We start from the raw sequence: 26607 nt of genomic DNA on the forward strand, positions 1-26607 counted from the left end.
CATCCCTCGTTTATCGAAAATTTACTTGATGGTCGCGTCGGAAGCTTTGTTTTTCGTCTCCGCAATGAATTTGGCCAGCGCGGATTCGGCGTTCACAGAGCTGTCCTTCGTCCACAGCGGATACAGGGCGTTGAATACGGAATCCACGACGGAATCGTATTTGGACTGCGGTTCGCCTTGAACGCCCGGAACGATCTGCTCGATAAAGTATTTCGCCAGGTTTTGGCCGCCGAAGAACTCGTCATACGGTCCTGGAGCTTCGATGAGCGCCTTCTGGGTTTCATAGAACGACTTGGAGCTGGTCATGTTGCCGAAGGTCTTGAAGTTGTACGCGGCGCCTTCGTCGGAAAGATACGCGTATTGGATGAACGCCCAAGCGGCTTCCTTGTTCTTGCTGTCCTTGTAGATTCCGATTGCTGTGCCGCCGCGCGTAAATCCGCCCTCTGGCGCCTTCACGAGACCCCAACGGCCCGATCCGTCCGGATCGTTCGCGGAAATATGCCATTTCGCTCCCCATGGCGCCATCGGGTAGAACATATATTCTCCCTTTGCCATCGAAGCGGACCAGGCCGGCGTCCACAGTTCGTTCTTGCCCAGGATGCCTGCGTCGCGCATCTCGAACAACCGGTTCAAAGGCCGCTGCAGCTTGCTGGTCAGATCCACATTGGTGCCTTCAACATAGCCTGTGAAGTTTTGGCCCTTCAAGGCGATAAACGCATCTCCGAGACCCGGAAGCATCAGCACCTTGCCGCCGCTCTTCTCTTTCAGTTCCTTGCCCTTGGCGATGAATTGATCCCAGCTCGCGAGCTGAACCGCGAGCTCATCCGGATTGTCCGTTCCCCAGTACTCCTTCGCCAGATCTCTGCGGAAAGCGAAGCCGGCAGGAGTCAGCGTCTGATCGACGGCGATAACCTCGCCTTGAGCGTTGGACACGAAAGGCACGACATAATTGAGAACAGTGCTCTTGTCGAAGTTGTACGGAGCCGCCTCCAGGTTATCCAGAACGCCGAGATCGAACAGCTTGCCGCGATAAGCCGACTCGCCCAGAATGACGTCCGGAACGTCGGAGCCGGAAGCAATTCCGCTTTGCAGCTTCTGCAGATAGTCGTTCGGATTTACGACAGTGACCTCGACCTTGATGTTCGGATACTTCTTGTTAAACTCCGCGATCATGCCCTTCTGGAAAGCTTCGTCCCAATCCCATACTTTAACGGTTCCGCTAAGCTGTGTCGGATCGGCGCTGCCCGATGCGGACGGTGACGCTCCCGCGGAAGCGGAAGGCGCCGCGGAAGAAGGCGAAGCGCTGTTGCCGTTATTGTTGCCGCCGCAAGCTGCCAGCAGCCCGGTTACCATGACAAGCGATACGAGTCCGCCCGCCCATTTAGTCCATTTTCTGTTTTTCACGATCGTTAGTCCCCCTAATAATCATGTTGTAAGTGCTTGCATCGTTATCGTAACCCGGGGGTGCCTAACTCGGTAACGAGCCAAAACGGGGATTTTGTATAAAATCCGGCGATCGGCTCCTGTTCCCCTGACTTCATTTCCTAACCTTGCCTGGGCAGCCAAATGCTTACCCGAGTGCCGCTGCCAACTATGCTGCACACCTCCAGCCGGGCGGAGGCGCCGAAATGCGTGCGCAGCCGCTCCTGAATGTTGGACAGGCCGATGCCTCTCGTGCGCTCCGGCCCCTGACCGACGCGAAGCGACCACCCTTCCGCAGGCACGGTCATCCCCTGGCCATCGTCCTCCACCTCCAGGCGCAGCTCGACTCCCTCTCGGCAGGCCCGTACAACGATCGTTCCCTCTTCGCGATCCGACGGAATAATTCCATGCACGATCGCATTCTCGACAAGCGGCTGCAAAGCCATGCGCGGCACCGGCTGGTCGAGCAGCATGTCGTCCACCTCCCATATCAGTCGGAACCGTCCGGGATATCGGGTTTGCTGGATGACCGCATACTTGTCGACAATCCGCTTCTCGTCTGCCAGAGGAGCCCGCATCGCCCCTTCCCCCGTCTTAATCGTATCCTGCAAAATTCCGATCAGCGCCTGCGTCACCTCGATTGCTTCGCCGCTGCGCTTGGCATGGGAGAGATAGATCACCGTATTCAGCGTGTTGTACAGAAAATGCGGGTTGATCTGGGCCATAAGCAGATCGATCTGCATTTGTCTTTTGAGCGCTTCGTTCTGCACGGAGGTTTCCATCAGGCTCTTCAGGTCTTCAACCATGCGGTTAAAGCCGGAGCCCAGCACCTCCAGCTCGTCCCCGCTGCGAATGCGAATGCTGGTCCCCAAGTCGCCGACGGCTACCCTCTTCATCGCATTCGTAAGCCGGATGAGCGGCTTTGTCAGGTTGACGATGATCGGCAGCATCACAACAAGCGTGAAGACGATGCCGGACATAATGATGATGATGTAGAAGTAAAAGACGCGATTGATTTTCTCGAACAACTTGCTCTTGGACAGCAGCGCCGCCTGCCTCCACCCCTGCGTCATGGCGTCGTCCGTCAGCACGATACGTTCCGCGTCCTCCGCGAACGCCTCTCCTGAGAACAGAGCGTCGCTCATAAAGTCTTGGTCCGGACCCGTCAATCTGTCGTTAGCGGCGAGCAGCAACGCCCCCGCACCTGTGTACAGCTGGATCTGCTCGAAATCCTGGGCGCTCTGCAGAAAGACATTCGAAAGCTCGGAATAGGCGATGTCGATGACCAGGTAGCTGTCCGCCCGTTCCCCCTCTCCGATCGGCCGGAACTTGAGCACGTAGCTGAACACCTGCCGGTTGCCGCTGATGAAGAAGAACGGATGAGGCTCGCTGTAGCCGTTGCGCGTGTTCTTCATTTTCACAAACCAATCCTGCTTCAGATACTCGGAGAAGTAATCCTCGTATCCGCTGTAGTTGGAATAGGTTTCCCCATTCGGCGGAGCGATGACCACATTCAGAATAAAATTGCTCAGCGCGACGAATCGGCCGAGCTTCTCCTGCACCGCCTGCTTGCGGAAGTAATTTTCCTCGATGTCCGCAGTAGCCGGGGCATAGACGAGATCGGCAATCTCCTCGTCGGACACGATATATTCGGCCGTCTTCACGACCTGCTCCTGAATCTTCCTCAGCTGAAACGAGATTTGCGCCAGCTTCGTCCGGCTGTCCTTGATCGATTGCTCCCGTATGATTTCCTTGGCGTAATCATAAATAAAGAATCCGCTGAGAATAAGCGACAGGGACACGACAAGCGCGGTGCTGGCAATAATCTTCGTGCGAATCTTCATGCGCATCGGCCGTTCACCCTCGTCTTTCCATGTAATCCAGCGGAGTCATGCCGGCGACCTTGCGGAACACCTGGCTGAAATATTGACTGCTGCGAAAGCCGACCCGCTCTGCGATCTCGTAAATCTTGTACATTCCTTCGTCGAGCAGCTGCTTGGCTCGCTCTATCCGCATATCCGTAAGGCGATCAAGCACGGTCATGCCCGTCTCCTCCTTGAACAGATGCCGGAGATGGTCGCGGCTGATGCCGAGCTGCCGCGCAATCGCATCGGCATCCAGATCGGGGTCCGCGTAATGCTTGTCCATGTGCTCCATCGCTTGGCGAACCTTGCGCGACATGGCGGACATGCCCGCATCCGCGGCGGCGACAGTTTGGATTTCCGTCAGGAACAGCTTGCAGACGCCGTCGAACGTCGTCCAATCGGCATCTGCGACAGCCCCTCCCGCCCAGGCCTCCGCGACGGACGGCAGACCGCAAGCGGATCTGCTTCGGTTCAGGGCCGCGATCAATTGGCGGCAGAGGTCGGCCAAGACGCTGCGGTCTCTGGCTTGGCCCACCTGGTCGAACAGCTGCGCCGCTTCGCGCGAAGCCTCCTCGTACTTCTTGTCCGCAAGGAAGCCGCGTACTCCGGCAAGCCCTTCCTCCCACTCCCAGTGAGCCAGCCGCCGTTCCTCGTGAGCAGGAAGCTCGTTTAATCGGAGCCGTTGGCGGGGCCCGACGAAAAACGACTGCTCCAGACGCTTCAGCGCTTCGGCAAGCTTCTGCGGCACTTCCTCGCGATGGAGCAGCGCGTACGCCATTGCCACGGACACGGTTCCCCCCGTTGCGTCTTCCAGCCTTCGCCGGTCTTCTCCCGCCTTCTCTTCAAGCCGCTCCCGCATCTTGGCTTCGCCTCTGCTGCCATGATCCCCGTAGATCAGCACGAAGCAGCCCTCCAGAAATCGAACGGCGGCCAGCAGTACCGCTTCCTCTTCGCCGGGCCATTCGGCGGGCAATTCGGGTGCCTCGGGACTAACTCCGGGCAGTACGGGAAAAGCGCGATCCGGCTGAAGCACGAGCAGATGGAAGCGATCGAACGTCCCGCTGCCGCCCGTGGCCGCTTGCCATTGCGGGTCCGTCAGGGGCCTTCCGCCTAACCAGCCGACGAGCAGCCTGCCCTGATCGTTCTTCCGCTGCCGCCGCTGGTTTTCGATCTCCTCCCGCAGCCCGCCCAATTCCCTCTTGACCGCCTCGGCGTCCATTTCGTGCTTCACCCAGTAGTTCGAGACGCCGAGCTTCACCGCTTCCTTCGCATATTCGAATTCCTTGTACGAGGTGAGCAGGACGATCTTCAGCGCCAGTCCTTCCGCAAGCAGCTCGCGGCTCAGAACGAGCCCGTCCGTTCCGGGCATCACAATATCCATCAGAATTAATTCCGGACGATGCTCCCTGGCTAGCTGAGTCACCTGCGATGGCTTTGTTGTCGTGCAGACGATCTCATATCCCAGACTCTGCCACCCGATCAGCTGACGCATATGCTCAATCGCAAGCACCTCATCGTCCACGATCATGACTTTTACCGGATTCATTGTCGCTTGGCTCCTCCTCTGTCGATCTCATGTTGTGTTCTTCAGCCTTTCGGAATTTGCCGATATTTGGTGGGAGAGTGCCCCATCATCTGCTTGAACAGCCGGGAAAAATAGTACGGGTCGGACAGGCCTATGGCGCTTCCCACCTGCTTGACGCCAAGATCGGTAAGGTCCAACAGTTGAGCCGCCCGCTGCATCTTCATTCGCAGGAAATATTCAATCGGCGGAAAGCCCGTCTCCTGATTGAACAAGTAAATCAGATGCTGCTTCGATACTCCGGCGTGCTTGGCCAGCTCGGATAGCTTGACCGGCTCCGCCAGATGCTCGGATAGATAACGAAGCGCCCGCTCCAGGCCGTTCTCCCTTCTCCGGCCTCTTGCCGCGATTTCCGCGCCGAAGCCGATGCCGCTGATCAGATGACGAACGGTTTGCGATACATGCACATGCGACGAGAGCGAATACGTCCTGTCGGCCAGTATCTCGTAGCATTGGCGAAAAGTCTCGACAAATTGACTGTATGCGCCGATCGACAGCCGCAGGGGGCCTCGGTCCAGTCCATATTGGGCGATAAGCTCGGCTGCGTGTCCCCCTTTCAGATGAAACCAGTATATGCTCCATGGATCCTTCTCGGATGCGCCATAGCGATGAGGCGTGTCCGCAGGCAGGACGCAGAGCTGGCGGGCATTCACCGGCATTTTGGAACCGCTTTCCAATAGCTCGATCTCGCCCTCTCCTTCGGCGCAGAGCAGGAAAATATGGGCGTCGCAGCCCTCCCGACGCTCTCGGTAATGGAAGCGCGCATGCGGAAAGTATCCGATATCGCTCACGAACAGCAAACGGGTCAGCTCGGTCTCGGCCAGCTCCTTCTGCCAGTAATCGGGGAGCACGAAGAGCTGCTCGCTCTCGAAGCCGTCAGGCTTGAGCATCACATCCATCGGTCTGTCCTCCAGTCGAGTTGAAATACGAATATCATCCATCATATCCCGCATTTCGTCAATTGGAAAGTCGGCTCTCCGGCCTTAAAGTAAAAGCATGCGAGTGACTGAGAATGCAGGAGGGATCACCATGACTACAAGAGAGCGCCAAGCCCGCACATGGGAAGAAGAGGTTATGATTCCCACTTACGATGTCGGAGCACCGGACAAAAATCCGATGTTTCTGGACAAAAGAATTTATCAAGGAAGCACCGGTCGCGTCTATCCTCATCCGGTCATCGACAAGATCGCCGATGAAAAAGCGCCTCAGGCCTACAGAATGGCCATACTGGAGAACGAGTATTTGCGCATCGAGATTATGCCCGAGCTCGGAGGACGCATCTACCGCGCCCTGGACAAGACCAACCAATACGACTTCGTCTATTACAATCGGGTCATTAAGCCTGCGCTTGTCGGCCTTGCCGGACCTTGGATTTCCGGAGGGATCGAATTCAACTGGCCCCAGCATCACCGTCCGAACACTTACGGCCCCGTCGAATATCGCCTTGAAGAGAAGGAAGACGGCAGCGCCACGGTGTGGGTAAGCGAAATCGATCGCATGTACGGGACCAAGGTAACCGCAGGCTTCACGCTGTACCCAGGCAAAGCGTATCTGGAGATTTCCGCCCAGCTATATAATCGTACGTCGGAGCCGCAAACCTTCCTCTGGTGGGCGAACCCGGCCGTTGCGGTCAACGACAACACGCAATCCGTGTTCCCGCCGGATGTGACCGCCGTATTCGATCACGGCAAACGCGACGTGTCGCGATTCCCGATCGCCACGGGCACGTATTATAAGATGGACTATTCCGCAGGCGTAGACATCTCGCGCTACAAGAATATTCCCGTCCCGACGTCTTATATGGCCTACAAATCGGATTACAACTTCGTCGGCGGCTACGATCACGGCGTGCAGGCCGGACTGCTGCATGTGGCGAACCATCACATTTCCCCCGGCAAGAAGCAGTGGACTTGGGGGAACGGCGACTTCGGGCAAACGTGGGACCGACACCTTACGGATGAGGACGGCCCTTATATCGAGCTGATGACCGGAGTGTATACGGACAATCAGCCGGACTTCACCTGGCTGCAGCCGTATGAGGAGAAATCGTTCAAGCAATATTTTATGCCCTACAAGGACATCGGAGTCGTCAAGAACGCGTCCATCGACGCAGCGGTCAATCTCGAAGCAGACGAAGCTTCCCGGCAAGCGACATTGCTCGCCTACGCCACCTCGGTGTTCGAGGGAGCGACGATCGAGCTGAAAGGAAGCCGCAGAACGTATTTCAAGGATACGGCTACACTCTCGCCGACGGACACCTTCAAGAAGATCGTTCCGCTCGATGAGGACGATGCTCCGCATGATCTGATCGTTTCGGTGAGAGATGCGGGCGGACGCTTGCTCATTTCCTATCGCCCGGCACGCCCCGCGATCGAGCAAGTGCCGGATGCCGCCAAGCCGCTGCCTCCCGCGCAGGAGCTGCAAACGACCGAACAGCTGTACTTGGCCGGACTTCACCTGGAGCAATATCGGCATGCCACTTACGAACCCGAGACATACTACTTGGAGGGTCTTAAACGCGACCCGAGCGATATTCGGCTGAACACCGCATACGGAACGCTGCTCCTGCGACGCGGGCTGCTTAAGGAGAGCGAGACGCATTTCCGTCGGGCCATCGGCTCCTTGACCTGGCGCAATCCGAACCCTTACGACAGCGAGGCTTATTATCTGCTGGGCATGTCCCTCCGACGGCAGAATCGGCTGGAGGAAGCATTCTCCGCCCTGTACAAGTCGGTATGGTCCGCCGCCTGGCAGGATGCCGGGTACCTCTCGCTTGCCCAGATCGCCGCAAGCAAAGGCGCATACGAGGAAGCGCTGGAGCTGGTCGAGCGCTCTCTGATCCGCAACTCAAGAAACTATAAATCGCGGCACTTGAAAGCCGCTTTGCTTCGCAAGACCGGTCGCCCGGCTGCGGCGCTTGCCTATGCGGAAGAGACGCTGACGCTGGACTGCGCGGACTTCGGCTCGGCCAACGAGCGGATTCTGGCTTTGCGCGCCCAAGGGAACGAAGCGGAAGCGACGGCTGCCATGACGGAGCTGATGCGGCTCATGCGCGGCGACGCGCACAATTATCTCAGCCTGGCTGCGGACTACGCCGGAGCAGGCCTGTTCGAAGAAGCGATCGAGGCCGCCAGCCGAATCGCGCCGTCTGCGGAGAAGCCCGTCTATCCGATGCTCCATTACACGCTCGCCTATCTGTACGAATCCATAGGTCAGAGCGACCAGGCATCCAGCCATCGCCAAGCAGGCAACGCGGCGTCGCCGGATTATTGCTTCCCGAACAGCGCCTTCGATCTGATGGTGCTGGAAGCCGCCCTCGCCGCGAATTCCGAGGACGATAAAGCCCACTATTATATGGGCAACCTGCTATACGACAAGAAGCGCTACAACGATGCGATGGCCCATTGGGAGCGTTCCACTGCCATTCTCGACAGCTTCGCAACCGTACACCGCAATCTGGCTCTCGGTTACTACAACAAGCAAGGGAAGGCTTCCGCCGCTTTGACCTCATTGGAGAAGGCCTTCTCTTGCAACACCAGGGATGCCCGCGTTTTCTACGAATTGGACCAATTGTACAAAAAGCTCGGGCGCGAACCCCAAGCGCGGCTGGACAATCTGGAACGCTACAAGCCGCTGGTCGAGCAGCGAGACGACCTGTACGTGGAATACGTCACGCTGCTCAATCTTCAGGGCGCTCACCGGGAGGCCGTAGATGCGCTGTCCGCCCGCCGTTTCCATCCATGGGAGGGCGGGGAAGGCAAAGTAACCGGACAATATGTTCTCGCTTACGTGGAGCTTGGGAAGCAAGCGCTCGCGGAAGGCCGCTTCGCGCAAGCCGCCGAGCTGCTGACGCAAGCGTTGACCTATCCCGAGAATCTGGGCGAAGGCAAGCTGGCCGGCGCTCAAGAAAACCATGTGTACTATTACTTGGGCTGCGCTTACGAGGGACAGGGCGAGTCCGATCAAGCGAGACGCTGCTGGACGCTGGCTTCACAGGGCCTTGAGGAGCCGGCCAGCGCAATGTTCTACAACGATCAGCCGCCGGAGATGATTTTCTATCAGGGGCTGGCTTGGGAGAAGCTTGGCAACGAACAGGAGGCCAAGCGTCGCTTCAATAAATTGATCGACTATGCGGAGAAGCACCTGTTCGAGGAAGTGAAGATGGATTACTTTGCGGTATCTCTGCCGGATTTCCTCGTGTTCGACGACGATCTGAACGCGCGCAATCGGCTTCATTGCCGCTTCATGAGGGGTCTTGGTCTCATCGGCCTCGGAAGAACCCGGGAAGCGCTGGCCGACCTGGATGAGGCGCTGGAAGCGGAAATCGGCCATCTGGGCGCGCGAATTCACCGTTCGCTGTGCGACGGAGCGCATTAACCCGAAGCATGTTGCAGATTCGCAAATAGAACCTGGGCACACATCGCCTTCTCGCCAACAAGACAGTCTCCTTCGTCCATCGGACATGGGGACTGTCTTGTTCGCATAGGCTTTCTACCAGGATTGACTCCCCCCCTCCCTAGGAGTATCGTAGGACGAGTATTCGCTTGCGCAGCGGTTCAGCCGCTATTCGAACGCAATAGGGAGGCACGAGCCGCATGAAAACCGCGCAAGGCATTGCCGCTGCATTTGTCGTTGCCCTGGCTTCCGGGGCTTTATTCTCCTGGATGGGCCTGCCTATCCCCTGGCTGCTCGGGCCTATGATCGGCGCATGCCTCGTCTCCAAGATGCTCAAGTCCGTCAAGCTGGCTTGGCCAACCCCCTTCCGGGATACCGGCTTGATTATCGTCGGCTACACGATCGCGCTTTCCTTCACGGGCCGGACGCTGCGAGACTTCGCCGCCCAGCTGCCCTCTATGCTGCTGTTGACCTTGCTGCTCTTTCTCCTCAGCGTTCTGATCGCCTATGCTATCTCCAGGTGGACGGGAATTCCGTTCCCTACCGCGCTCAGCGGCAGCATTCCGGGGGGATTGACGCAGATGATCGCGCTGGCGGAAGAAACCCGCGGAATCGACGTTACGGTTGTCGCCTTTCTGCAGGTATCCCGGTTAATGATGATCGTCAGCGTTGTCCCCTTGCTTATCTTCAGCCCGATTACTGGCGCATCCCATCCTGTAGAGGCCATTCTTCCCTCAGCGGGGCTTGCGGGCTGGCCGGGGTTGTTCCCGGAGATCCTCCCGTACGCATTCGTTTGCGTGGCGGCCGCCTTGATCGGCAGAAGGTTTCGCTTCCCTACGGCCTTTCTTCTGGCCCCTCTGCTCGCCGCAGCCTCGCTTAAGCTTGCCGGGTTGCCCGCCCCGCCTTTGCCAGGCTCGATGGTCGGCGCGGCGCAGCTTCTGATCGGGTGTCATATCGGACTTATGCTGCGCACGGAGCGTCTGCCGAACAAGCTTCGCATCGTTACCTTGTCCATAGCCGGAGGAACGGTTCTCATTGCCGGCGCTTGCGGGCTTGGCTATCTGATGACCAAGCTGCATTCCGTCTCCGCCGCAACTGCTTTGCTCAGCCTCTCTCCGGGCGGAATGGACCAGATGGGCATTATCGCGCATGAGATTGATGCCGATGTCGCAACCGTCACCGGCTATCAGCTGTTTCGCACCTTTTTTATTTTTTTTGCGGTACCTCCGCTGCTCCGTATCCTCTTCAGCCGGCTTTCCAGAAGGAGACGCAGAGACGCCGCACCCTGAATTCCGCACAGCCGCGCCGTTCTCTTCGAGGAAGAACGTCGCGGCTTCCGCCGCTTGCCCTCAGCCTGTGAGGAATGTTACAGACAAAGCAACCTCGGCACGGTATAGATAGGTATAACCATTCCATGGAGGGCGCGAGAATGTGCCATGCAATCAGCGATCAGGAAGACCGCATTTCCGTTTGGCTAATCGGGAGCATTGGGGTCAAGGAAGCGACATCTATTCGCCAAGAGCTGTTCCCGCGCATCCAGGCAGGTTTCACACACATTACTTTCCACCTCGGCGAAGTCACGGATATGGACAGCTCAGGGCTCGGATTACTGCTGGCCGCCAAGAAGATCGCCTCCGATATCAACGCCAGCGTCACCTTCTTGGAGGTCCCGACACCGCTTCGGGAGCGTCTGATCCTGACCGGAATTATCATCTGATCCGACAGGCATGGGAGAGCAGCAGAGAGGGGTTCTAACATGAATCTGCATTGTAATTCCCTTAAATATCCTCCGACACCCGATCATCTGGCTTTGCCCTATACCCGGATTTTTCGCGATTCGCGGGAAGCAATCATGGTTACCGATCGTTACTCGCGGATTCTAAGCGTCAACCCCGCTTTCATGGCCATTACCGGCTATTCCGAAGAAGAAGTGACCGGCAGAACGCCCGGCCTGTTGAAATCGAACTTTCATCCCACGGAGTTCTATGTCGATATGTGGGCCTCCATCCATAAGGACGGAAGCTGGCAAGGAGAAATCTGGAACCGCAGAAAAAACGGCGAGATCTATCCCGAGTGGCTGTCGATCAGCTCCGTCAAGGATGACAACGGCGATCTGATCAATTATGTCGGGATGTTCTCGGACATCACGCAGCGCAAGAATACCCTGTCCAAGCTGCGCTTGCACGCGCAAGTGTTCAGCAACGCCAGCGAAGGCATTATGATCACGGACAAGCAGCTGCGAATCCTCTCGGTCAATCAGGCGTTCACGACGATGACCGGCTACACGGAGGAGGAAGCCGCCGGACATACGCCCCGCCTGCTGCATTCCGGAATTCAAAACCAATTGTTCTACATTAAAATGTGGGAAAGAATTCATGCCTCCGGCACCTGGCAAGGGGAAATCTGGAATCGCAGAAAAAACGGCGAGGTCTACCCCGAATGGCTGTCCATCTCCACGCTGCGGGACGAGAACGGCCTCATTACGAACTACATCGGTATGTTTACCGATATTACCGAACGCAAGCAATCCGAAGAGCATCTCAAATATTTGGCCCATTTCGACACGCTTACGGGGCTGCCCAACCGCACGCTGCTGAATGAGCTTGTTCTGGATGCGACAACCAAGGCCATTCGCACGAACCAGAAGCTGGCCGTCTTCTTCATCGATCTGGATCGCTTCAAGATGGTCAACGACGCGCTGGGGCACGCCGCCGGCGACCGATTGCTGCAGCAGGTCGCCGGCCGTCTGAGCGGCGCTGTGGGCGAGAACGATATCATCTCCCGGTTAGGCGGAGACGAGTTCATTCTCGTGCAGCGGCATCCGCAGAAGCCGGACGAGGCGCTGGCTTACGCCCAGAGGCTTCTCGCGGAGATGACGCGTCCTTTTGTCGTGGACGACAACGAGCTCTATGTGAGCGCCAGCATCGGAATATCGTTATACCCCGAGCACGGCGAAAACCTGGAAACGCTGGTGAAGCATGCCGATCTGGCCATGTACGAAGCGAAGCTTCAGAAATGCGGCTATCATCTGTTCAGCGCGGGAATTCTGGATACCTTCAAGCGCAAGCTGGAGCTGGAGAACGAGCTTAGGCGCGCCATCGACAGACAGGAGCTGCATATCCACTACCAGCCGCAGATTTGCGCGTCTTCCTGCCGAATAGAAGGCATAGAAGCTCTGCTTCGATGGACGCACCCCACTCTGGGGAAGGTTTCGCCCGGGGAGTTCATCCCTATCGCCGAGGAAACCGGGATCATTATGGATATCGGTAAATGGGTGCTGAAGGAGGTTTGCGCACAGCTCTCGCTGTGGCAGGCGGCGAAGCTGGACGTTCCGACGATTGCCGTCAATCTGTCCGCCCGGCAATTCATGGCGAACGACCTCGTGGCATCCGTTCAGGATATTGTGAACGGCACCCCCTGCGATCCTCGCCAAATCGTTATCGAGATTACCGAAAGCAGCAGCATGGGAGACATTGAATCGGTGCTTCCCGTTCTGTACCAGTTCAAGTCGCTCGGCTTTCAAATTGCCATCGACGATTTCGGAAAGGGATACTCCGCGCTGGGGTACATGAAGAAGTTCCCTATCGACATTCTGAAGATCGACAAAAGCTTCATCCAGGAAATTACGAGCGACGCCAAGAGCGCCGTCATTACGAAAGCGATTATCGACATGGCGCACGGCATGAAGCTTAAGGTCATCGCGGAGGGCGTAGAGACTCCCGAGCAATTGGAAACGCTGCGAACGATGAACTGCGATGTCATTCAAGGGTATATCATAGACCCGCCGCTGCCCTCGGACAAGCTGGAATCCCGATACTTAACAGGAGAGTGCCTCTCATGACAAGTAAAGTGAACCGCCCGCTTGCCGAGCAGTTCGAGACGATCGTGACCCTTGTTCAGCATATATCGGCTCAGACGCGTCTTCTCTCGTTAACCGCCTTCGGTACGACCGCCATCACCGACGATAACTCATCCACGCTCGTCTCCCAAACCGAAGAAGTCAGGCAGCTTGTCCAGATGACCTGCAGAACCGTCCAGAAGCTTGACCTGCTCATCCAACAGGCTCATTCGCTTTCCGATCAATTCGTCCGCTCCGTATCCGCAGACGACCTTGAAGCTGCAGAAGACGGCTCTGATCCTTCGTGGCAAGCCAAGGAAGCGCTGGACTTCTTGCTTCAACTGCTGGAAGGCCGTATTGAGGAGATCGCCGAGGTCGAGGACGAGCTTGAGGCGACGCTCCGCGCCGTTCGCGGGAACGCTTCTACAGCGGGGAGTCCGACTACAGCCCTTCCCCGTAGCTAGCTCATGCGGTCAGGTGAGGATACAGGAGATCTGTATCTTTCCTTTCCGGTCGTAAAACAAGGCCGCATAGCCTCCTTGACGGAGTGCCTGCGGCCTTTAATCCGAGCTAACTATTCTGCTGACGAAGCCGCTCCAATGCAACTTGCATCTTCTCGATATAGGCGGGCTCATTTCCCGTACACATGAGCTGAACCTCGCCGGTCCCCGTTCCGGCGACCGCGCCGTAGCGGCTCAGCAGCGCGGACAGCCTGCGAATCGTTCCGGCGTTGCCATCGACGATCTGTATGTGCGGAGGCAATATCTTGCGAAGAATGTCTTTATAGAAAGGATAATGCGTGCAGCCCAGCACGACAATTCCATAGTCGTCCAGATTATAGTCCGCCAGCTTCGCATGAAAGTACTCGTTCATGACGCTTTGATCGAATTGCAAATCCTCGCAATAACGAACCAGCTCCGGCAGAGGCAGCGAATCGACGATGCCCCCTTCGTCCACCCGGGAGACAAGCGCGTAGTATTTCGGCATCGTCAGCGTGAGCGGAGTGGCGAAGACGAGCACCCGCTTGCCCGTGGCGCGGTTCATTTCCACCGCCGGCTTGACCGCCGGCTCCATGCCGACGATCGGAATCGAATAACGCTCCCGGAGCTCGTTGACCGCAATGCTGGTAGCCGTGTTGCAGGCGATAACCAGCGCTTCGATGCCTTCGCTCAGCATCGTCTCTACGGCTTCGAGAACATAGCTCCGTACAGCCTCTTGCGATTTTGTCCCATAGGGGACGTGAAGCGTATCCGCCATATATAAGTAATCCTGATCGGGAAGCCGCCGGAGCGATTCCTCCAGAACGGTCAATCCGCCAATCCCCGAGTCGAAAAATCCGATTTTCATAGGTCATCTTTTCCTAGTTATGTGATATTGGAAGATTCCGTCTATACTGACCCTGTAATTGTCTTTCCTTGCGCATACTCGTTAAGCCTGATCCTCTTTAAGGATAGCCAGTTTCCGAGCAAAAAACAATCCGTAAGTCTGCCGATCGACGAAACTATGATACACTGTGAAAAAACAAGGACAAGAAGCAGAGAGGAAGAGAAGCATGAGGCTGGTATCCTGGAATGTCAACGGTCTGAGAGCTTGCGTAAATAAAGGATTTCACGATTACTTCCGGCAGGTCGGCGCGGATATCTTCTGCATTCAGGAGACGAAGCTGCAGGAGGGGCAGATTCGCATGGACATCGGGGAGGACTACGAAGGGTATTGGAATTACGCGGAGAAAAAAGGGTACTCCGGCACAGCCGTCTGGACCAGAGTCAAACCGTTGTCCGTTCGATACGGCATCGAAGAGGATCGCGAGCCCGAAGGGCGGATCTTGACTCTGGAATTCGAAGCCTTCTATCTGGTAACCGTCTACACGCCGAACGCCAAACGCGACCTGTCCCGTCTGGATTATCGCCTGGAATGGGAGGACCGGTTCCGGGACTACCTGGTTTCCCTGGATGCGCTCAAGCCGGTCGTCGTCTGCGGCGACTTGAACGTCGCCCATCAGGAGATCGATATCAAGAATGCCAAGTCCAACCGGGGCAATTCGGGCTTCACGGATCAGGAACGGGAGAAAATGACGCGGCTTCTGGGCAGCGGATTCGTCGACACCTTCCGCCATCTGTATCCCGAACGCACGGATGTCTATTCCTGGTGGTCGAACATGCCGGGCGTCCGCGAACGGAACGTGGGCTGGAGAATCGACTACTTCCTTGCCTCGGCCAGACTGACGCCTGCCATCACCGATGCCTCAGTCGACTGCGATATCCGCGGGAGCGATCATTGCCCTGTCGTATTGGACCTTGCAGTTCACGGTTGACCGGCGCCCAGCCGTTCTGCCGCTAGCCGCCTTTGCGACCGTTCCTTACCCGCTCCGCGTAACGGACCGTTCTGGCTTCGGGGCTGGCATTTAGCTCGTCCCGCAGCAGGTTCGCGTATCGATCATAATAGTCAAGCAAGCCGTCGTCATCGCCCGCCTGGGAGAACAGCTCCAGAATACGGAAGCAAATCTCGTCGGAGTAGGGATCGTGGGCATGAAGCGCGACCAGCCGTTCGATCCCTTCCGCCATGCGGCCGGACATCGCCTCGAAATTGGCCACCGCATGCGTCAGCCTCATGTACTTCTGCCTGAGCTCGTCCCGGCGCGAGACCGCCCACTCGTAATCGTGCTCCCCCAGATATTCCCCTGTGTACAAGTCCAGCACGCGCAGGGCGTTCTCCCTGTCCGCTTCCGATTGAACCTTCGCTTGACCCGCCCCGCGCTCGAACAGCTCGCGATCTACGGCTAAGCCGTCTCCGGTCAACCGATAGCTGTCCAGCGCGAATTCTACGGACGCCTTCAAGTCCCACTCCCTGAGCAGCTTCCGGATCTGATAGACCGACGTGTGCAGCAGCACCATGCCTTTCTCGTAAATGCCGCCCGGCCAGAGGATCTCCATAAGCTGATCCTTGGAGATCCATTGCTCCTTGCGATGAATGAAGTAGGCGAACAGCTCCTGCGCCTTTAACGTACGCAAAACCCGAAATTGCCTCAACGAGGTTCCCGATCCGCCATCGTAAATTCCCAGTCGCGTGAACGTCTTGACGAGGGGCGGGGGCGCCGTCTTCTCGGGAGCTGCGCGTATTCTCTCGAGATCCTCCAGAATTCGCGTGACCGTCTTCTTGAATCGCTCGGGATGAACCGGCTTCAGCAAGTAATCCAGCGCATGAAGATCGAACGCCTCGATCGCATATTCGGAATAGGCGGTAATGTAGACGATGCGAATGTCCGCACGGAATTGACGCAGCTGCTCCGCCGCTTCCAGGCCGTTCACCCCGGGCATCTCAATGTCCAGGAAGACGATATCCGCATGGTTCTCGGAAAGATAGTTGATCCCCTCGCGGGCCGAAGTGAATTTCGCCGCAACCTCGAGTCTGCCGTCTCGCTCCAGCAGCCATTCTATCTGCGCCAGCGCCGGCTTCTCGTCATCAATCAATACCGCCCTCATCGCTCTTGCCTCCTCTGCTCGACTCGACCGGCGGTTGCGAAGCCTGCTTCAGCATCCGGCAGCGGAACACAAATCGATTGGATAGAATGCAAGAATAACATTCGGTTCTAAACCCATTCTGAACCGATTTTTGTCGTCCATCGCCCTACGCAAAAGGGGCCTATACGGCCCCCGCTCTCAGCTTGCTTAGCAGCGCAATCAGTTGCTGCTGCTCCTCCTGGCTCAACCCTTCCATCCGATTGCCTACGACCGAGCGGTTTCCCGGAAGAACATCCCACAGCAGGCTTTCTCCCTTCGGGGTGAGCACGATTGTCCGTTTGCGCCCATCCTCCTCATGGCTGGAGATGGAGATATACCCCTTTTTCTCCAGCGGCACGAGCAGCACGCTGATGTTGGCCTTCGTTACGCCGATGCGCGCTGCCAATTCCGAAGGCAGAATGGTGCCGCCCGCCTTCGCCATTTCCGTCAGCAGCCGTACCCGGGCTCCGTTCAGCCCCAAGGACGCCCAGTATTTCTCCGAGAAGCTGATCAGCAGGGCTGTCGTTTCTACAAGAGCGAAGAAGGTCTCCGTCCCCAGCGGCTGTTCCGTAACATACTTTTGAATGTCAATCACGTCGATCGCCTCTTGTCGTCAAGTAGTCAACGATAACGAATTTCTCAGAACCAACCATTCAGCGCTATAAATTAATTATTTAATATAGCTTCCAAGAAAGGCTCTGTCAACCTGCAAATCTCTCTTCCCCTGCCGAACGGAAAAAGACCGGGAGCGTCTCCCCAAGGAAGCTCCCGGCCTGCGTTGTCCTAGTCTTTAGTTTGCAAGCAGCTCTAGATCGACCTTCACTACCGCCTTTTTAATCCGGGCCGGGGCTTCCCCGCATACTCCAGGGCGATGCAGATCCTCGGGAAAGAAAATCGCGAACGTCCCCGGCTTCATGGTTAGCTCCATCTCATCTGCCGGGTCGTCATACAGCGCATAATCCTTGTTCGCCAGCTCATCCTCACAGACCGCGTGGCTTGCCGACTTGCGTGTATAACCGATCCGCTCTTCACCCTCGATCAGCCACTGGATGTCCAGGTACCGTCGGTGCGATTCAAGCTTTTTCTCAGCCTTCGGGGCCGTCTCCATCTCTTGCAAGAGCAGAAAGACGCGTTCTCCGTCCCATTCGTGCTTGCCCGGCGACAGCGCCTGGAGGTCAGTCCCGGCCAGCTTCAGCAGCGCTTCCCTCAGAACAGGATGCAGCGCGCGGAGCTCGCCCGCGGTCAGCATGCCTCTATCCCCAAATATCATCGAAGCCACTCCGTTTCTCCATGTCTCTCGTACATCTCCGTCTTGACGAGGCTCATTCTACCATGAGGTCAAGCCGCCGTCTATGACCAGGTTATGCCCGACGGTATAATCGGAGGCTGCCGAGGCCAAGTAAGCGACCGAGCCCTTCAGATCGATGCGATCCCGCCCCATCCGACCGAGCGGAACCAGTCTGGTGTAATTTTCCACGAATTGTTCCGGCTGCTTCCGGTAGAACCCTCCCGGCGAGATCGCGTTCACGTAGATGCCGAAGGGCGCCAGCGATACGCCAATGCCCTTCGTCAGATTGATCACGCCGGCTTTGCTCGCCAGATAATCCGGGACAGTCGGAGAGAGCCCCGAGCCGGGATAGATTCGCAGGTCTCTTCCGACGATGCCGTCGATGGAGGCCATGTTGATGATTTTGCCGGAACGCGCCCTCTTCATATAAGGAGCCACCGTGCGGCAGCCCAGGAATACGCTGGTCAGATTAGCATCCATCGTATACTTCCAGTCCTCCAGGAGACGCGTCTCCAGAAACTCGAACGAGGGATCCTCCTCCAGCGTCTCTGGAACGACCGACACTTTGCGCCCTCCCGCGTTATTGATAAGAATATCGATCTTGCCGTAACGGTCGACCACTTCGGCTACCGCCCTTTTCCAGTCCGCTTCATCGGTCACCTCCAGCTCCACGCCGATGACCTCCGCGCCCGTCTCCGCCGCCAGTCGCGCCGCCGTCTCATCGGCTTCGGCCTGCCTTCTCCGGGTTACCGCGACGATCGCCCCCAGCTCCGCCAAAGCTTCCGCCGCGTCGTAGCCCAGATTGCTGCCTCCAGTCACCAACGCGACTTGGCCTGTCAGATCGAATAGCGCTTTGACGTTGACTCTCTCGTTCACCGCTTCCTCGCCTCCTCCGTTCATGCTCTTAGCCTATATTCAAGAATGGGAACCGCTTCGCCGTCTCGTAGATGTCCGCGCGCTGCGCCTGGCTGAGCTGCTGGATCGGCTTCCGGGGCAGGCCCGTATCGAAGCCTTGAAGCCGCAGAATCTCCCGCTCGAAAGCGATAAAATCATACTTGAGCAGCTCGTTAATGACTCGATTAACCTCGTATTGAATCGCCCTTGCCTCTTCGAGCTTACCCTGGCGGAACAGCTTGTACAGCTCGACGAACTTGGCGGGCATAATGTTATAGGTTGATCCGATCGCCCCGAAGGCGCCCATCGCAAGTCCCGCCAGGCAGCTTTCGTCCGGTCCGTTGAACACGAGGAAGTCCTCGCCGCATACATCCATAATCTGCTGCATCTCGAACGTATTCATAGAGGTAAACTTCAGACCGATAATGCCGTCCACGCTCGATAGCTCCCGGTAGAAGTCTGCCGACTGCTTCGATCCCGTCATATCCGGGAAGTGGTACGCGATAAGCGGGATATCCGCCGCTTCCGCGATATCGATGTAATGCCGCTTGATCTGCTCGGAGCCGTGCTTGTAGTAAAACGGCGTGACGGCGGACACGGCGGTCGCCCCCGCCTCGTACGCATGCTTCGTCAATCGGACGGCGGTGTCGGTGTCCATGGCGCCCACATGAGCGATAACCGGAACCTCTTGCTTGACCTCGTCCATCACGATCTCCAGAAACGTCTGTCTTTCCTCAATCGTCTGCAGGAAGCCCTCTCCCGTGCTGCCGCTGAGATAGAAGCCGCTGACGCCTTGGGAGATCAGATGCCGGACCAGCTTGCGGGTCAAGGAATCGCTGATTCGGCCGTCCTCTCCGTAGGGAGTGATCAGGGCGGGAAGAATGCCTTGCAAATGCGCGTATTTCGTACGGATTGAGCTCATCGATGATTTCTCCTGTCTTGAGTGGATTTTGGACTTGCGTTGCCGGCATCCCCCGGCTTTTGTCTAGCCTTTAATGCCGCCTGCCGTCAAACCTTCGATCAGCAGCTTCTGAATGAAAGAGAAAATGAGAATGATCGGAAGGATAACGATGACGCCGCTGGCGAGAATACCGCCCCAGTTCGCGGCTCCCATACTCTCCATCACTTCGGCAATGCCGACCTGAACGGTTTTCGCCGCCAGGGAGTTGGTCAGAATGAGGGAATATTGATAATCGTTCCAGCCCAGAATGAACGAGTACAAGCTTACCGAGACCAGGCCCGGCAGCGCCATCGGCACCATGATCTTGAACAGCGTCTTGAGCTTGGTGGACCCGTCCATGTAGGCCGCTTCCTCCAGCTCCTTGGGAACGCTCTTGAAAAAACCGCTCATTATCCATACGGCCACGGGAATCGTCATCGTGTTATAGATGAGCACCAGCACCGTCTTCGTGTTCAAGATGGAAAAGGCGGAGGCAAGCTTGTACCACGGAATCATGATCAGAGGTCCTTGAATCATCTGGGCTAGAACGAACAGCACGATAACGAACCCGATTCCGGGAACCTTGAATCTGGCCAGGCCGTAACCGCTGACGCAGGCGATCAGCCCGGTGCACAACGCAGTCAGCGTACATACGATTATCGAGTTGGTCAGCAGCTTGCCGATGTTCATGCCCTGTTCTCCGACCGCCCAGGCATAATGCTCGAAAGTAAAATTGGAAATGAGCCACGTCGGCGTGGATGCGAACATCTCTTCCGTGCTCTTGAACGTCGTATCCACGAGCCACAAGAACGGGAACAGCGTGAACAGCATCAGCAGCGCCAGACCGGCATATTTCATCGTTCGGAACGACAGCGTCTCTCTCATGACTTCACCTCCCCCTAATCCTCATTCCGGCCGAACAGCTTCGCATAGATCGCCACGAGCACCAGCACAACGACCATCGACAGCGCCGCTATGGCAGAGCCTCGGCCCAGATCATAGTAAACGAAGGCGTTCGTGTAGACATAGGTAGGCAGGATGCTCGTCTCGAAGCCCGGTCCTCCGTTGGTCAGGGCCCAGATCATCTCGAATTTCGTCCACGAGGAGACGATCGATACCATCCCCGTCACATACATGATCGGCTTCAGAAGCGGCAGCACGATGCGAATCAGCCGTTGCCAGGGCGTTGCCCCGTCGACCTCGGCAGCCTCCATCATTTCTTTGGATATGCCCGTCAGCCCCGAGAGCAGCATCAGTGCGATATAGGGGAAGCCCTTCCATACGGAAGTGAGCAATAGTGCGGGCCACACCCAGAATTCGTCGCCCAGCCACACAATGCTTTCCTTGATGAGGTTCCATTCGGTCAAGTAGTGGTTGACAAGACCGTTGTGTCCGTCGTAAATCCATTTCCATACGATTCCGATGATGACGACCGGAGACACCCAAGGGACCATCATCAAGCCCCGCCATAAGCCCCGGGAGCGAATCTTGGCATTTAAGATCAGCGCGGCCGGAATCGCGACCGCGAATTGGAACACCGTCGAGCCGATGACCCAGACAAGACTGTTCCGCATGATTTTCCAGAATTTATCGTCTTCAGTCAGAAAATAAACGTAGTTGTCCAGCCCGATGAACGACATCGCCCGATTCGAGATCAGGGAGTAATCGAACAGACTCAGACGAATCGTCTCGAACAGCGGATAGAACTGAAAAGCGACCAAATACAGCACTGCGGGGGCCAACAATAGATAACCAAAGCCGTGCATTCTTATCCACTTGCGGGTTAACATGCTCTCTCTCCTCTCCCTGTCCATAGCTGCGCGTATAAGAAAGGGGACTCCGGATAATGGATCGTTGGAGCCCCCAGACTGCTGATTTCTCTTTATTTCGCGTACTTGGCGGTAACGGCGTCAATGCCTTTCTTGATCTCGGCATAAGCCTCTTCCGTGTCCAGCTTGTTCGTCACCAGCTTGACCATGATATCCTGAACGACCGTCTCCATCTCCGGCTGTCCGACAATGGTATTCATCGGAACGCCCGACTTGTCGACGATCGACAGGAAGTCCTCGATGACGCGCTTGTGTCCGTCAATTGCCTTCGGATAAATGTCCTCCGCCTTCTTGATGACCTCGTCCAGACTGGTCGCCTTCTCGGCGGAGATGTTCAGAATTGCCGCTTGCGTGCTGTTGAATTCCGGGGACAGCAGCTCCTCGATCAATCTCCAGGCGACTTCCTTGTTCTTGCTGCCCTTGTAGATGCCGTACCCGGAGTTCGCCACAGGCGTCTTGGCTGCTGAGCCCGACGGCCCCTTAGGGTAAGAAATCGCCCGAGACACATTAATGATATCCGGATTGATGCTATAGACGTTCGCGGAGAAGAACGTACCGGCCGGGATCATCCCGACTTCTCCGTTGCTGTAGGCTCTGAACATTTCCGGGTAGCCCCACGTCAGGTGCGCTTTCGGCTGGAACGCTTCAAGCTTCTTGAAGTGGTTCAGCAGCTCGATGTACTTGGCCTTGCTGGCTTCGGACGTGTCGGATACGAGCAGATCGTTGCTGTAGCCCGCCGTGAACGGCACGCGGAATGCAAAGCGCGCTACGCCCAGCGGATAGCCGAAGCCGTATTTGCCGTCCTTCGTCATCAATTCCGCGGCTTTCTCCACATCCTCCCACGTTTGCAGATCCTCCAGCTTCATGCCGGCGTCGTTCAGCATCTTCTCGTTGACCATCAGGTTAAATGCGTTTGCGGTAGCCGGAGCCGCGTAGATCTTGCCGTCAATCGTGGAATAATCCAGCGTGCCCGGAAGGAAGCTGTCTGTCTTGACAGTCGAGCCTTCGCGCTGCATGTAAGGCGCCAGATCCTCCAGGCCGTCCATCTGCACGAAGTTGGTCACGTCCTGCGTCGTCGCGATGTCCGGCACGTCGCCGGTGCTGATCATGACGGAGATTTTCTTCTCCATGTCTGCCCAGGACAGATACATGAATTCGATGTTAACGTTCGGATATTTCTCCTTCATTGCCGTCTTGAAATTTTCGGCGAACAGCTTCTCGGATTCCGAAGTGCCCGGATAGACGAAGCGGATGTCGGCCTTTACCGTCTTCCAATCGATCTCTTGGCCTGAAGAGGCGGATTCGGACCCGTTCGGGCTGCCGGCCGGAGAGGCCGACGGCGAGGCTTCGTTCTTGTTGCCGTTGGAACAGCCGGCGAAGATCAGACTGAATATCAAGAGAAACCCTATCCATTTGGCCGCGCCCCTGTTGCGATTCATCATGCTTTTGCCCCCTGTGGAAGTAGATTTCGTTGCTTGCACATTTATCATAGTCTCTCCCGCAACAGCCTCACAATGTGACGACTTCAAGATTTGGTGGACTTAATCTAGAACTCTCGACCGGGAAATCCCCCGGCGATTGTCACCCTATTTTTTTTCTGATAAGCTGTCCACCATAAGCATCCTTGTCAAACCTCCGGGGAGTTGAACACCCAGTGCGACTGTTTCAGAAGCTGCAGACGAAAATATTCCTTTACTTCATTCTGGTCGTGCTGATCCCTTTGGTCAGCCTCGGCATCTTCTCTTATTTGAATTCGACGAAGCTGCTGGAGAAGCAGGTGCTGCACCAGCAGAGCCAGACGATCGGCCTGATCGAAAACAACATTCAACTCATGCTGGACGACGTGCAGGACATCTCCTCCTATATCATGAACAACGAGACGTTTCAGAACCTGCTGAATCAGCCAAAGCCGGACGAATACAGCCGCTCCCAGCAGACGATGCTGGCTTACCTCTCGAATCTGAAGACCGCCAAAAGCTATATTTCCTTCATTATCGTGTACGGGGAGAACGGCTTCGTCTATCGCGACTTCAAGGATTTCTACCGGGAGGTCGTTCCCTATCAGCAGTTGATCGAGACTCCTACCTATATCGCCACGGCCGCCAAGGAGGGAGAAGCGAACTGGATGTTCTCCAGCGACCCCCTTTTCCCCTATCTGCAGCAATATAACGAGGTGATGGTCGGCCGGAGGGTAACGAATATTTACGATGCGGACCAGAAGCTGGGCATGCTCTTCATGGGCATTCGCCGCGAAGCGCTGCTCGATTCCATTCAGGACATCGAGATCAGCGCGACGACCCACCTCCTGCTCGTCGACGACAATTACAATCTTGTCGCCAGCAACCAGAAGAGCCGGGACATCGAATATTACCGCGATGGCGATCTTGATTTCAAGAAAAGGCTGCTCAACCCCGGACAGGCTCCCGTTATTCGGGTGAACGGGCTGGATTATTACGTTTCGACCGCGCAGGTTGAGCCTTACGAATGGAAGGTCGTCAGTCTGACGCCGCTCAAGGAGATTCGCCAGCAGCATCAAGTGCTGCTGAAGTTCACGTTGATCGCCTCCATCTCTCTGCTCCTGATCGTTGCCTTGCTCTCCATCTTCCTGTCGCGCAACGTGACTTCGCCGATTCGGAGGCTGCTGCGCTCCATGAATGATTTCAAGCGCGGAGATTTCAATCAGAAGGTGGCTGTGGAATCCAGGGACGAGGTCGGACTGCTGACGCAAAAATACAATCAGATGGTCGCCGAGCTGAACGAGCTGATTCAGAAGGTCTATATCAGCCAGACCAACCAGAAGATGATCGAGCTCAAGACGCTTCAGGCGCAGATCGAGCCCCATTTTCTGTACAATACGCTGGACTACATCTTCCTTAACTCCAAGATTAACGGGGACGACGACACTGCGGAGGTTGTTCGTTCGCTCAGCCAGCTGTTCCGCATCTCCCTCAATCGGGGCAGCGATTACTACAGCCTGGAAAATGAAATCAATCAGATTAAAGCTTACGTCAACATCCAGCAGGCCCGCTTCCCACACCGGTTCAAGACCGAATATGCTATCGATCCGGCCGTTGAGCCTTACTTGACCTCCAAGCTGCTGCTTCAGCCGATTGTCGAGAATGCAATCATCCATTCGTTCGATTACAAGGAGAAGGGTCAAGGTCTCCTGCGCATTGCCGGCTTCCTGTCGGAGAAGTGCATCACGTTCACGGTAGAGGATAACGGCAAAGGCATGACGGAGCAGCAAGTCGCGACTCTGCTGGAGGTATCCGCACAAGGCAGCGGGGGCTACGGCATCAAGAATGTAAACGAACGGCTGACGATGCTGTTCGGAGAGGATTATCGCTTGCATATCGCAAGTACCATCGGCACAGGCACGACTGTCACCATTCGATTGCCGATCATTCACAACGAAGAGGAATGGGTGAGCTTATATGAAAGTCATAGTCATCGATGATGAGCCCATCGTGAGCGTCGGTCTGCGCAAGCTGGTCCCCTGGGAGAAGCACGGGTTCGAGTGGCTGGGAGCCGCGGAGAACGGCGCCGAAGCGCTCGAACTGATCGAAGCGAAGCGCCCGGACCTCATTATCGTCGATTGCCGTATGCCCATCATGGATGGCTTGCAGCTGCTTCGAGAGATCAACGTCCGCGCTATTCCGCTGAAATCCGTAATCCTAAGCAGCCACGACGAATTCACTTACGCCCAGCAGGCCTTGCAGCTCGGGGCTTCCGACTACCTGCTCAAGCCCCCAGACCTTGAGCGTCTGCTTGAAGTCATTCTCCGCGTCAAGAAGGAATGGGAGAATGAGAAAGCTCTCAAGCAGCAGATGAAGGAGAACTTTCCCGTCATGGTGGAGCGATTCCTTCACAGTCTGGTCGACGGCACGAAGCAGAAAGAGGAGATTTTCCGGGAAAAAACGCACTATTTGCAGCTCCCCCTCCGTCCCGGACCGTTCCGAGTCGGCTTGCTGGAGATGGAGGACGAGACGGGGAGACTGGATCAGTATTCGGTGGAGGATCATCACCTGATCCACTTCGCCGTCGCCAACATCATCAAGGAGACGCTGGAGGGCTGGGGGAGCAAAGCGCTGCTGCAGGAGCAGTCCCGCAGATTCATCCTCTTGCTTAACGACGAGGATGCGGAGCAGATTGCGGCGCTGCGCTCCCTGCTTCGACAAGTCATCTCCAATCTTCAGACGACGCTTAAGCTTGGCGCCACCGTAGGCTTGTCCAAGAGATATCCCAGCCTGATCTCCGATTGCAAGGCCGCCTACGACAATGCCAAGACGGCTTTGCGCTACAAATACTATACAGGCGCGAACCAGCTCATCTGCATGGATGATCTGGAGGCCGACCAAGGCCTGACGAACGCGCATACGAAGGACCATGCCCTGCTCAGTGAAGAAGAACTCCTGATGTCGCTCCGGGTGTGCAACGAAACCGGCCTGGAGGCGTGGCTCTCCTCCTTCCTTGCCTTCTTGAAAAGCGAGACGTTATCCCAGCACGAAACGAAAACGATAAGCCTCCAGCAGATGATTGCCGCAACGCATGTTCTTGTAGAAATGCATCCCCAGCTTCAGCTGGACGAGCTGTTGTCCGCACAAGATATGGAACGAATCTTCCGGGCGGGAACGCTGGACGAATTGTCCGATCTTCTTAGAGCCTTCATGCTCGGATTGCTGGCCAAGACGCAAAGCTTGCGCAAATCGGGCAAAAACGCCGTCATCGAGAAAACCAAAGGCTATATTCAGGAGCATTATGCCCTCAACCTGACGCTTGAGACGATTGCCGCCGAGGTGTACCTGTCGCCGGTTTATCTCAGCTTTCTGTTCAAGCAGGTCGAAGCTATGAACATTACGGATTACATTACTCAGGTACGCATCGACAGAGCCAAGGGTCTGCTTCACGGAACGCATCTGAAAACCTATGAAATTGCCGGTCTGGTCGGCTATCAAGACGATAAATATTTCACGCGCATTTTCAAGAAAAGAGTCGGCATGACTCCCACGGAATATCGCGCCCAAGCTTGAAGCCGGAGAGGAGCGAACGCTCCT

At 56.5% G+C, this 26607-nt stretch carries 21 protein-coding genes; 8 read left to right on the forward strand and 13 right to left on the reverse strand.

The genetic code is table 11. The features are described from left to right. Positions 1–21: 21 nt before the first annotated feature. From ACFO1S_RS26860 to ACFO1S_RS26875, 4 genes are all read right to left on the reverse strand, one after another. Positions 22–1404 carry an ABC transporter substrate-binding protein gene (locus tag ACFO1S_RS26860; protein ID WP_378127907.1) on the reverse strand — a complete coding sequence of 461 codons (1383 nt, stop codon included), beginning with the start codon at positions 1402–1404 and terminating at the stop codon, positions 22–24. A gap of 140 nt (positions 1405–1544) precedes the next feature. After that, a complete protein-coding gene (locus ACFO1S_RS26865; RefSeq protein WP_204604513.1) occupies positions 1545–3272 on the reverse strand; it encodes a sensor histidine kinase in 1728 nt (575 codons plus the stop codon). 7 nt (positions 3273–3279) lie between these two features. Beyond that, on the reverse strand, positions 3280–4833 hold the full coding sequence (locus ACFO1S_RS26870; protein WP_204604514.1) for a helix-turn-helix domain-containing protein: 1554 nt from the start codon (positions 4831–4833) through the stop codon (positions 3280–3282). 41 nt (positions 4834–4874) lie between these two features. Continuing rightward, positions 4875–5768 carry an AraC family transcriptional regulator gene (locus tag ACFO1S_RS26875; protein WP_204604515.1) on the reverse strand — a complete coding sequence of 298 codons (894 nt, stop codon included), beginning with the start codon at positions 5766–5768 and terminating at the stop codon, positions 4875–4877. A 130-nt stretch (positions 5769–5898) separates the two neighbouring features. Between ACFO1S_RS26875 and ACFO1S_RS26880 the strand changes: the two genes are divergently transcribed. From ACFO1S_RS26880 to ACFO1S_RS26900, 5 genes are all read left to right on the forward strand, one after another. Further along, on the forward strand, positions 5899–9246 hold the full coding sequence (locus tag ACFO1S_RS26880) for a DUF5107 domain-containing protein (RefSeq protein ID WP_204604516.1): 3348 nt from the start codon (positions 5899–5901) through the stop codon (positions 9244–9246). 218 nt (positions 9247–9464) lie between these two features. Further along, positions 9465–10553 carry an AbrB family transcriptional regulator gene (locus ACFO1S_RS26885; protein WP_204604517.1) on the forward strand — a complete coding sequence of 363 codons (1089 nt, stop codon included), beginning with the start codon at positions 9465–9467 and terminating at the stop codon, positions 10551–10553. 140 nt (positions 10554–10693) lie between these two features. Beyond that, positions 10694–10981 (forward strand): STAS domain-containing protein, encoded by a 288-nt coding sequence (locus ACFO1S_RS26890; RefSeq protein ID WP_204604518.1) that lies wholly within the window; start codon positions 10694–10696, stop codon positions 10979–10981. 39 nt (positions 10982–11020) lie between these two features. Next, the gene (locus ACFO1S_RS26895) at positions 11021–13105 is read left to right on the forward strand and encodes an EAL domain-containing protein (RefSeq protein ID WP_204604519.1); all 2085 of its coding nucleotides are present in this window, start codon (positions 11021–11023) and stop codon (positions 13103–13105) included. Continuing rightward, a complete protein-coding gene (locus ACFO1S_RS26900; RefSeq protein ID WP_204604520.1) occupies positions 13102–13566 on the forward strand; it encodes a hypothetical protein in 465 nt (154 codons plus the stop codon). Before ACFO1S_RS26895 ends, ACFO1S_RS26900 begins: the two co-directional genes overlap by 4 nt. Before the next feature lie 106 nt (positions 13567–13672). Here the strand turns inward: ACFO1S_RS26900 and murI are convergent, their stop codons facing one another. Next, the gene (gene murI, locus ACFO1S_RS26905) at positions 13673–14449 is read right to left on the reverse strand and encodes a glutamate racemase (RefSeq protein WP_204604521.1); all 777 of its coding nucleotides are present in this window, start codon (positions 14447–14449) and stop codon (positions 13673–13675) included. Positions 14450–14654: 205 nt separating this feature from the next. On the opposite strand from murI, the gene ACFO1S_RS26910 reads away from it, so the two are divergent. Continuing rightward, positions 14655–15416 carry an exodeoxyribonuclease III gene (locus ACFO1S_RS26910; protein WP_204604522.1) on the forward strand — a complete coding sequence of 254 codons (762 nt, stop codon included), beginning with the start codon at positions 14655–14657 and terminating at the stop codon, positions 15414–15416. A gap of 22 nt (positions 15417–15438) precedes the next feature. On the opposite strand, the gene ACFO1S_RS26915 is transcribed toward ACFO1S_RS26910, so the two are convergent. The 8 genes from ACFO1S_RS26915 to ACFO1S_RS26950 all read right to left on the reverse strand — a co-directional run bounded on the left by ACFO1S_RS26915 (position 15439) and on the right by ACFO1S_RS26950 (position 22995). Continuing rightward, positions 15439–16584, reverse strand: coding sequence for a response regulator (locus ACFO1S_RS26915; RefSeq protein ID WP_204604523.1), 1146 nt, complete (start codon positions 16582–16584; stop codon positions 15439–15441). A gap of 160 nt (positions 16585–16744) precedes the next feature. Beyond that, positions 16745–17197: a MarR family winged helix-turn-helix transcriptional regulator gene (locus ACFO1S_RS26920; protein ID WP_204604524.1), complete on the reverse strand. Its 453-nt coding sequence runs from the start codon at positions 17195–17197 to the stop codon at positions 16745–16747. A gap of 195 nt (positions 17198–17392) precedes the next feature. Beyond that, on the reverse strand, positions 17393–17872 hold the full coding sequence (locus tag ACFO1S_RS26925) for a NanQ anomerase/TabA/YiaL family protein (RefSeq protein WP_204604525.1): 480 nt from the start codon (positions 17870–17872) through the stop codon (positions 17393–17395). A 57-nt stretch (positions 17873–17929) separates the two neighbouring features. Further along, the gene (locus ACFO1S_RS26930) at positions 17930–18766 is read right to left on the reverse strand and encodes an SDR family NAD(P)-dependent oxidoreductase (protein ID WP_204604526.1); all 837 of its coding nucleotides are present in this window, start codon (positions 18764–18766) and stop codon (positions 17930–17932) included. 28 nt (positions 18767–18794) lie between these two features. After that, complete coding sequence (locus tag ACFO1S_RS26935; protein ID WP_204604527.1) at positions 18795–19706, reverse strand: N-acetylneuraminate lyase; 912 nt, start codon at positions 19704–19706, stop codon at positions 18795–18797. Between the two features lie 63 nt (positions 19707–19769). Beyond that, positions 19770–20609: a carbohydrate ABC transporter permease gene (locus ACFO1S_RS26940; protein ID WP_204604528.1), complete on the reverse strand. Its 840-nt coding sequence runs from the start codon at positions 20607–20609 to the stop codon at positions 19770–19772. Positions 20610–20623: 14 nt separating this feature from the next. After that, on the reverse strand, positions 20624–21514 hold the full coding sequence (locus tag ACFO1S_RS26945) for a carbohydrate ABC transporter permease (RefSeq protein ID WP_204604529.1): 891 nt from the start codon (positions 21512–21514) through the stop codon (positions 20624–20626). A gap of 92 nt (positions 21515–21606) precedes the next feature. Then, positions 21607–22995, reverse strand: coding sequence for an ABC transporter substrate-binding protein (locus ACFO1S_RS26950; protein ID WP_204604530.1), 1389 nt, complete (start codon positions 22993–22995; stop codon positions 21607–21609). A 212-nt stretch (positions 22996–23207) separates the two neighbouring features. Here ACFO1S_RS26950 and ACFO1S_RS26955 point away from each other — a divergent pair, with 212 nt between their 5' ends. Next, on the forward strand, positions 23208–25010 hold the full coding sequence (locus tag ACFO1S_RS26955; RefSeq protein WP_204604531.1) for a sensor histidine kinase: 1803 nt from the start codon (positions 23208–23210) through the stop codon (positions 25008–25010). Next, positions 24988–26583, forward strand: coding sequence for a response regulator (locus ACFO1S_RS26960; protein WP_204604532.1), 1596 nt, complete (start codon positions 24988–24990; stop codon positions 26581–26583). The genes ACFO1S_RS26955 and ACFO1S_RS26960 overlap by 23 nt, the downstream gene beginning before the upstream one ends. The last annotated feature ends 24 nt before the right edge of the window (positions 26584–26607 follow it).

Source organism: Cohnella boryungensis (assembly GCF_042651945.1).
Taxonomy (GTDB): domain Bacteria; phylum Bacillota; class Bacilli; order Paenibacillales; family Paenibacillaceae; genus Cohnella; species Cohnella boryungensis.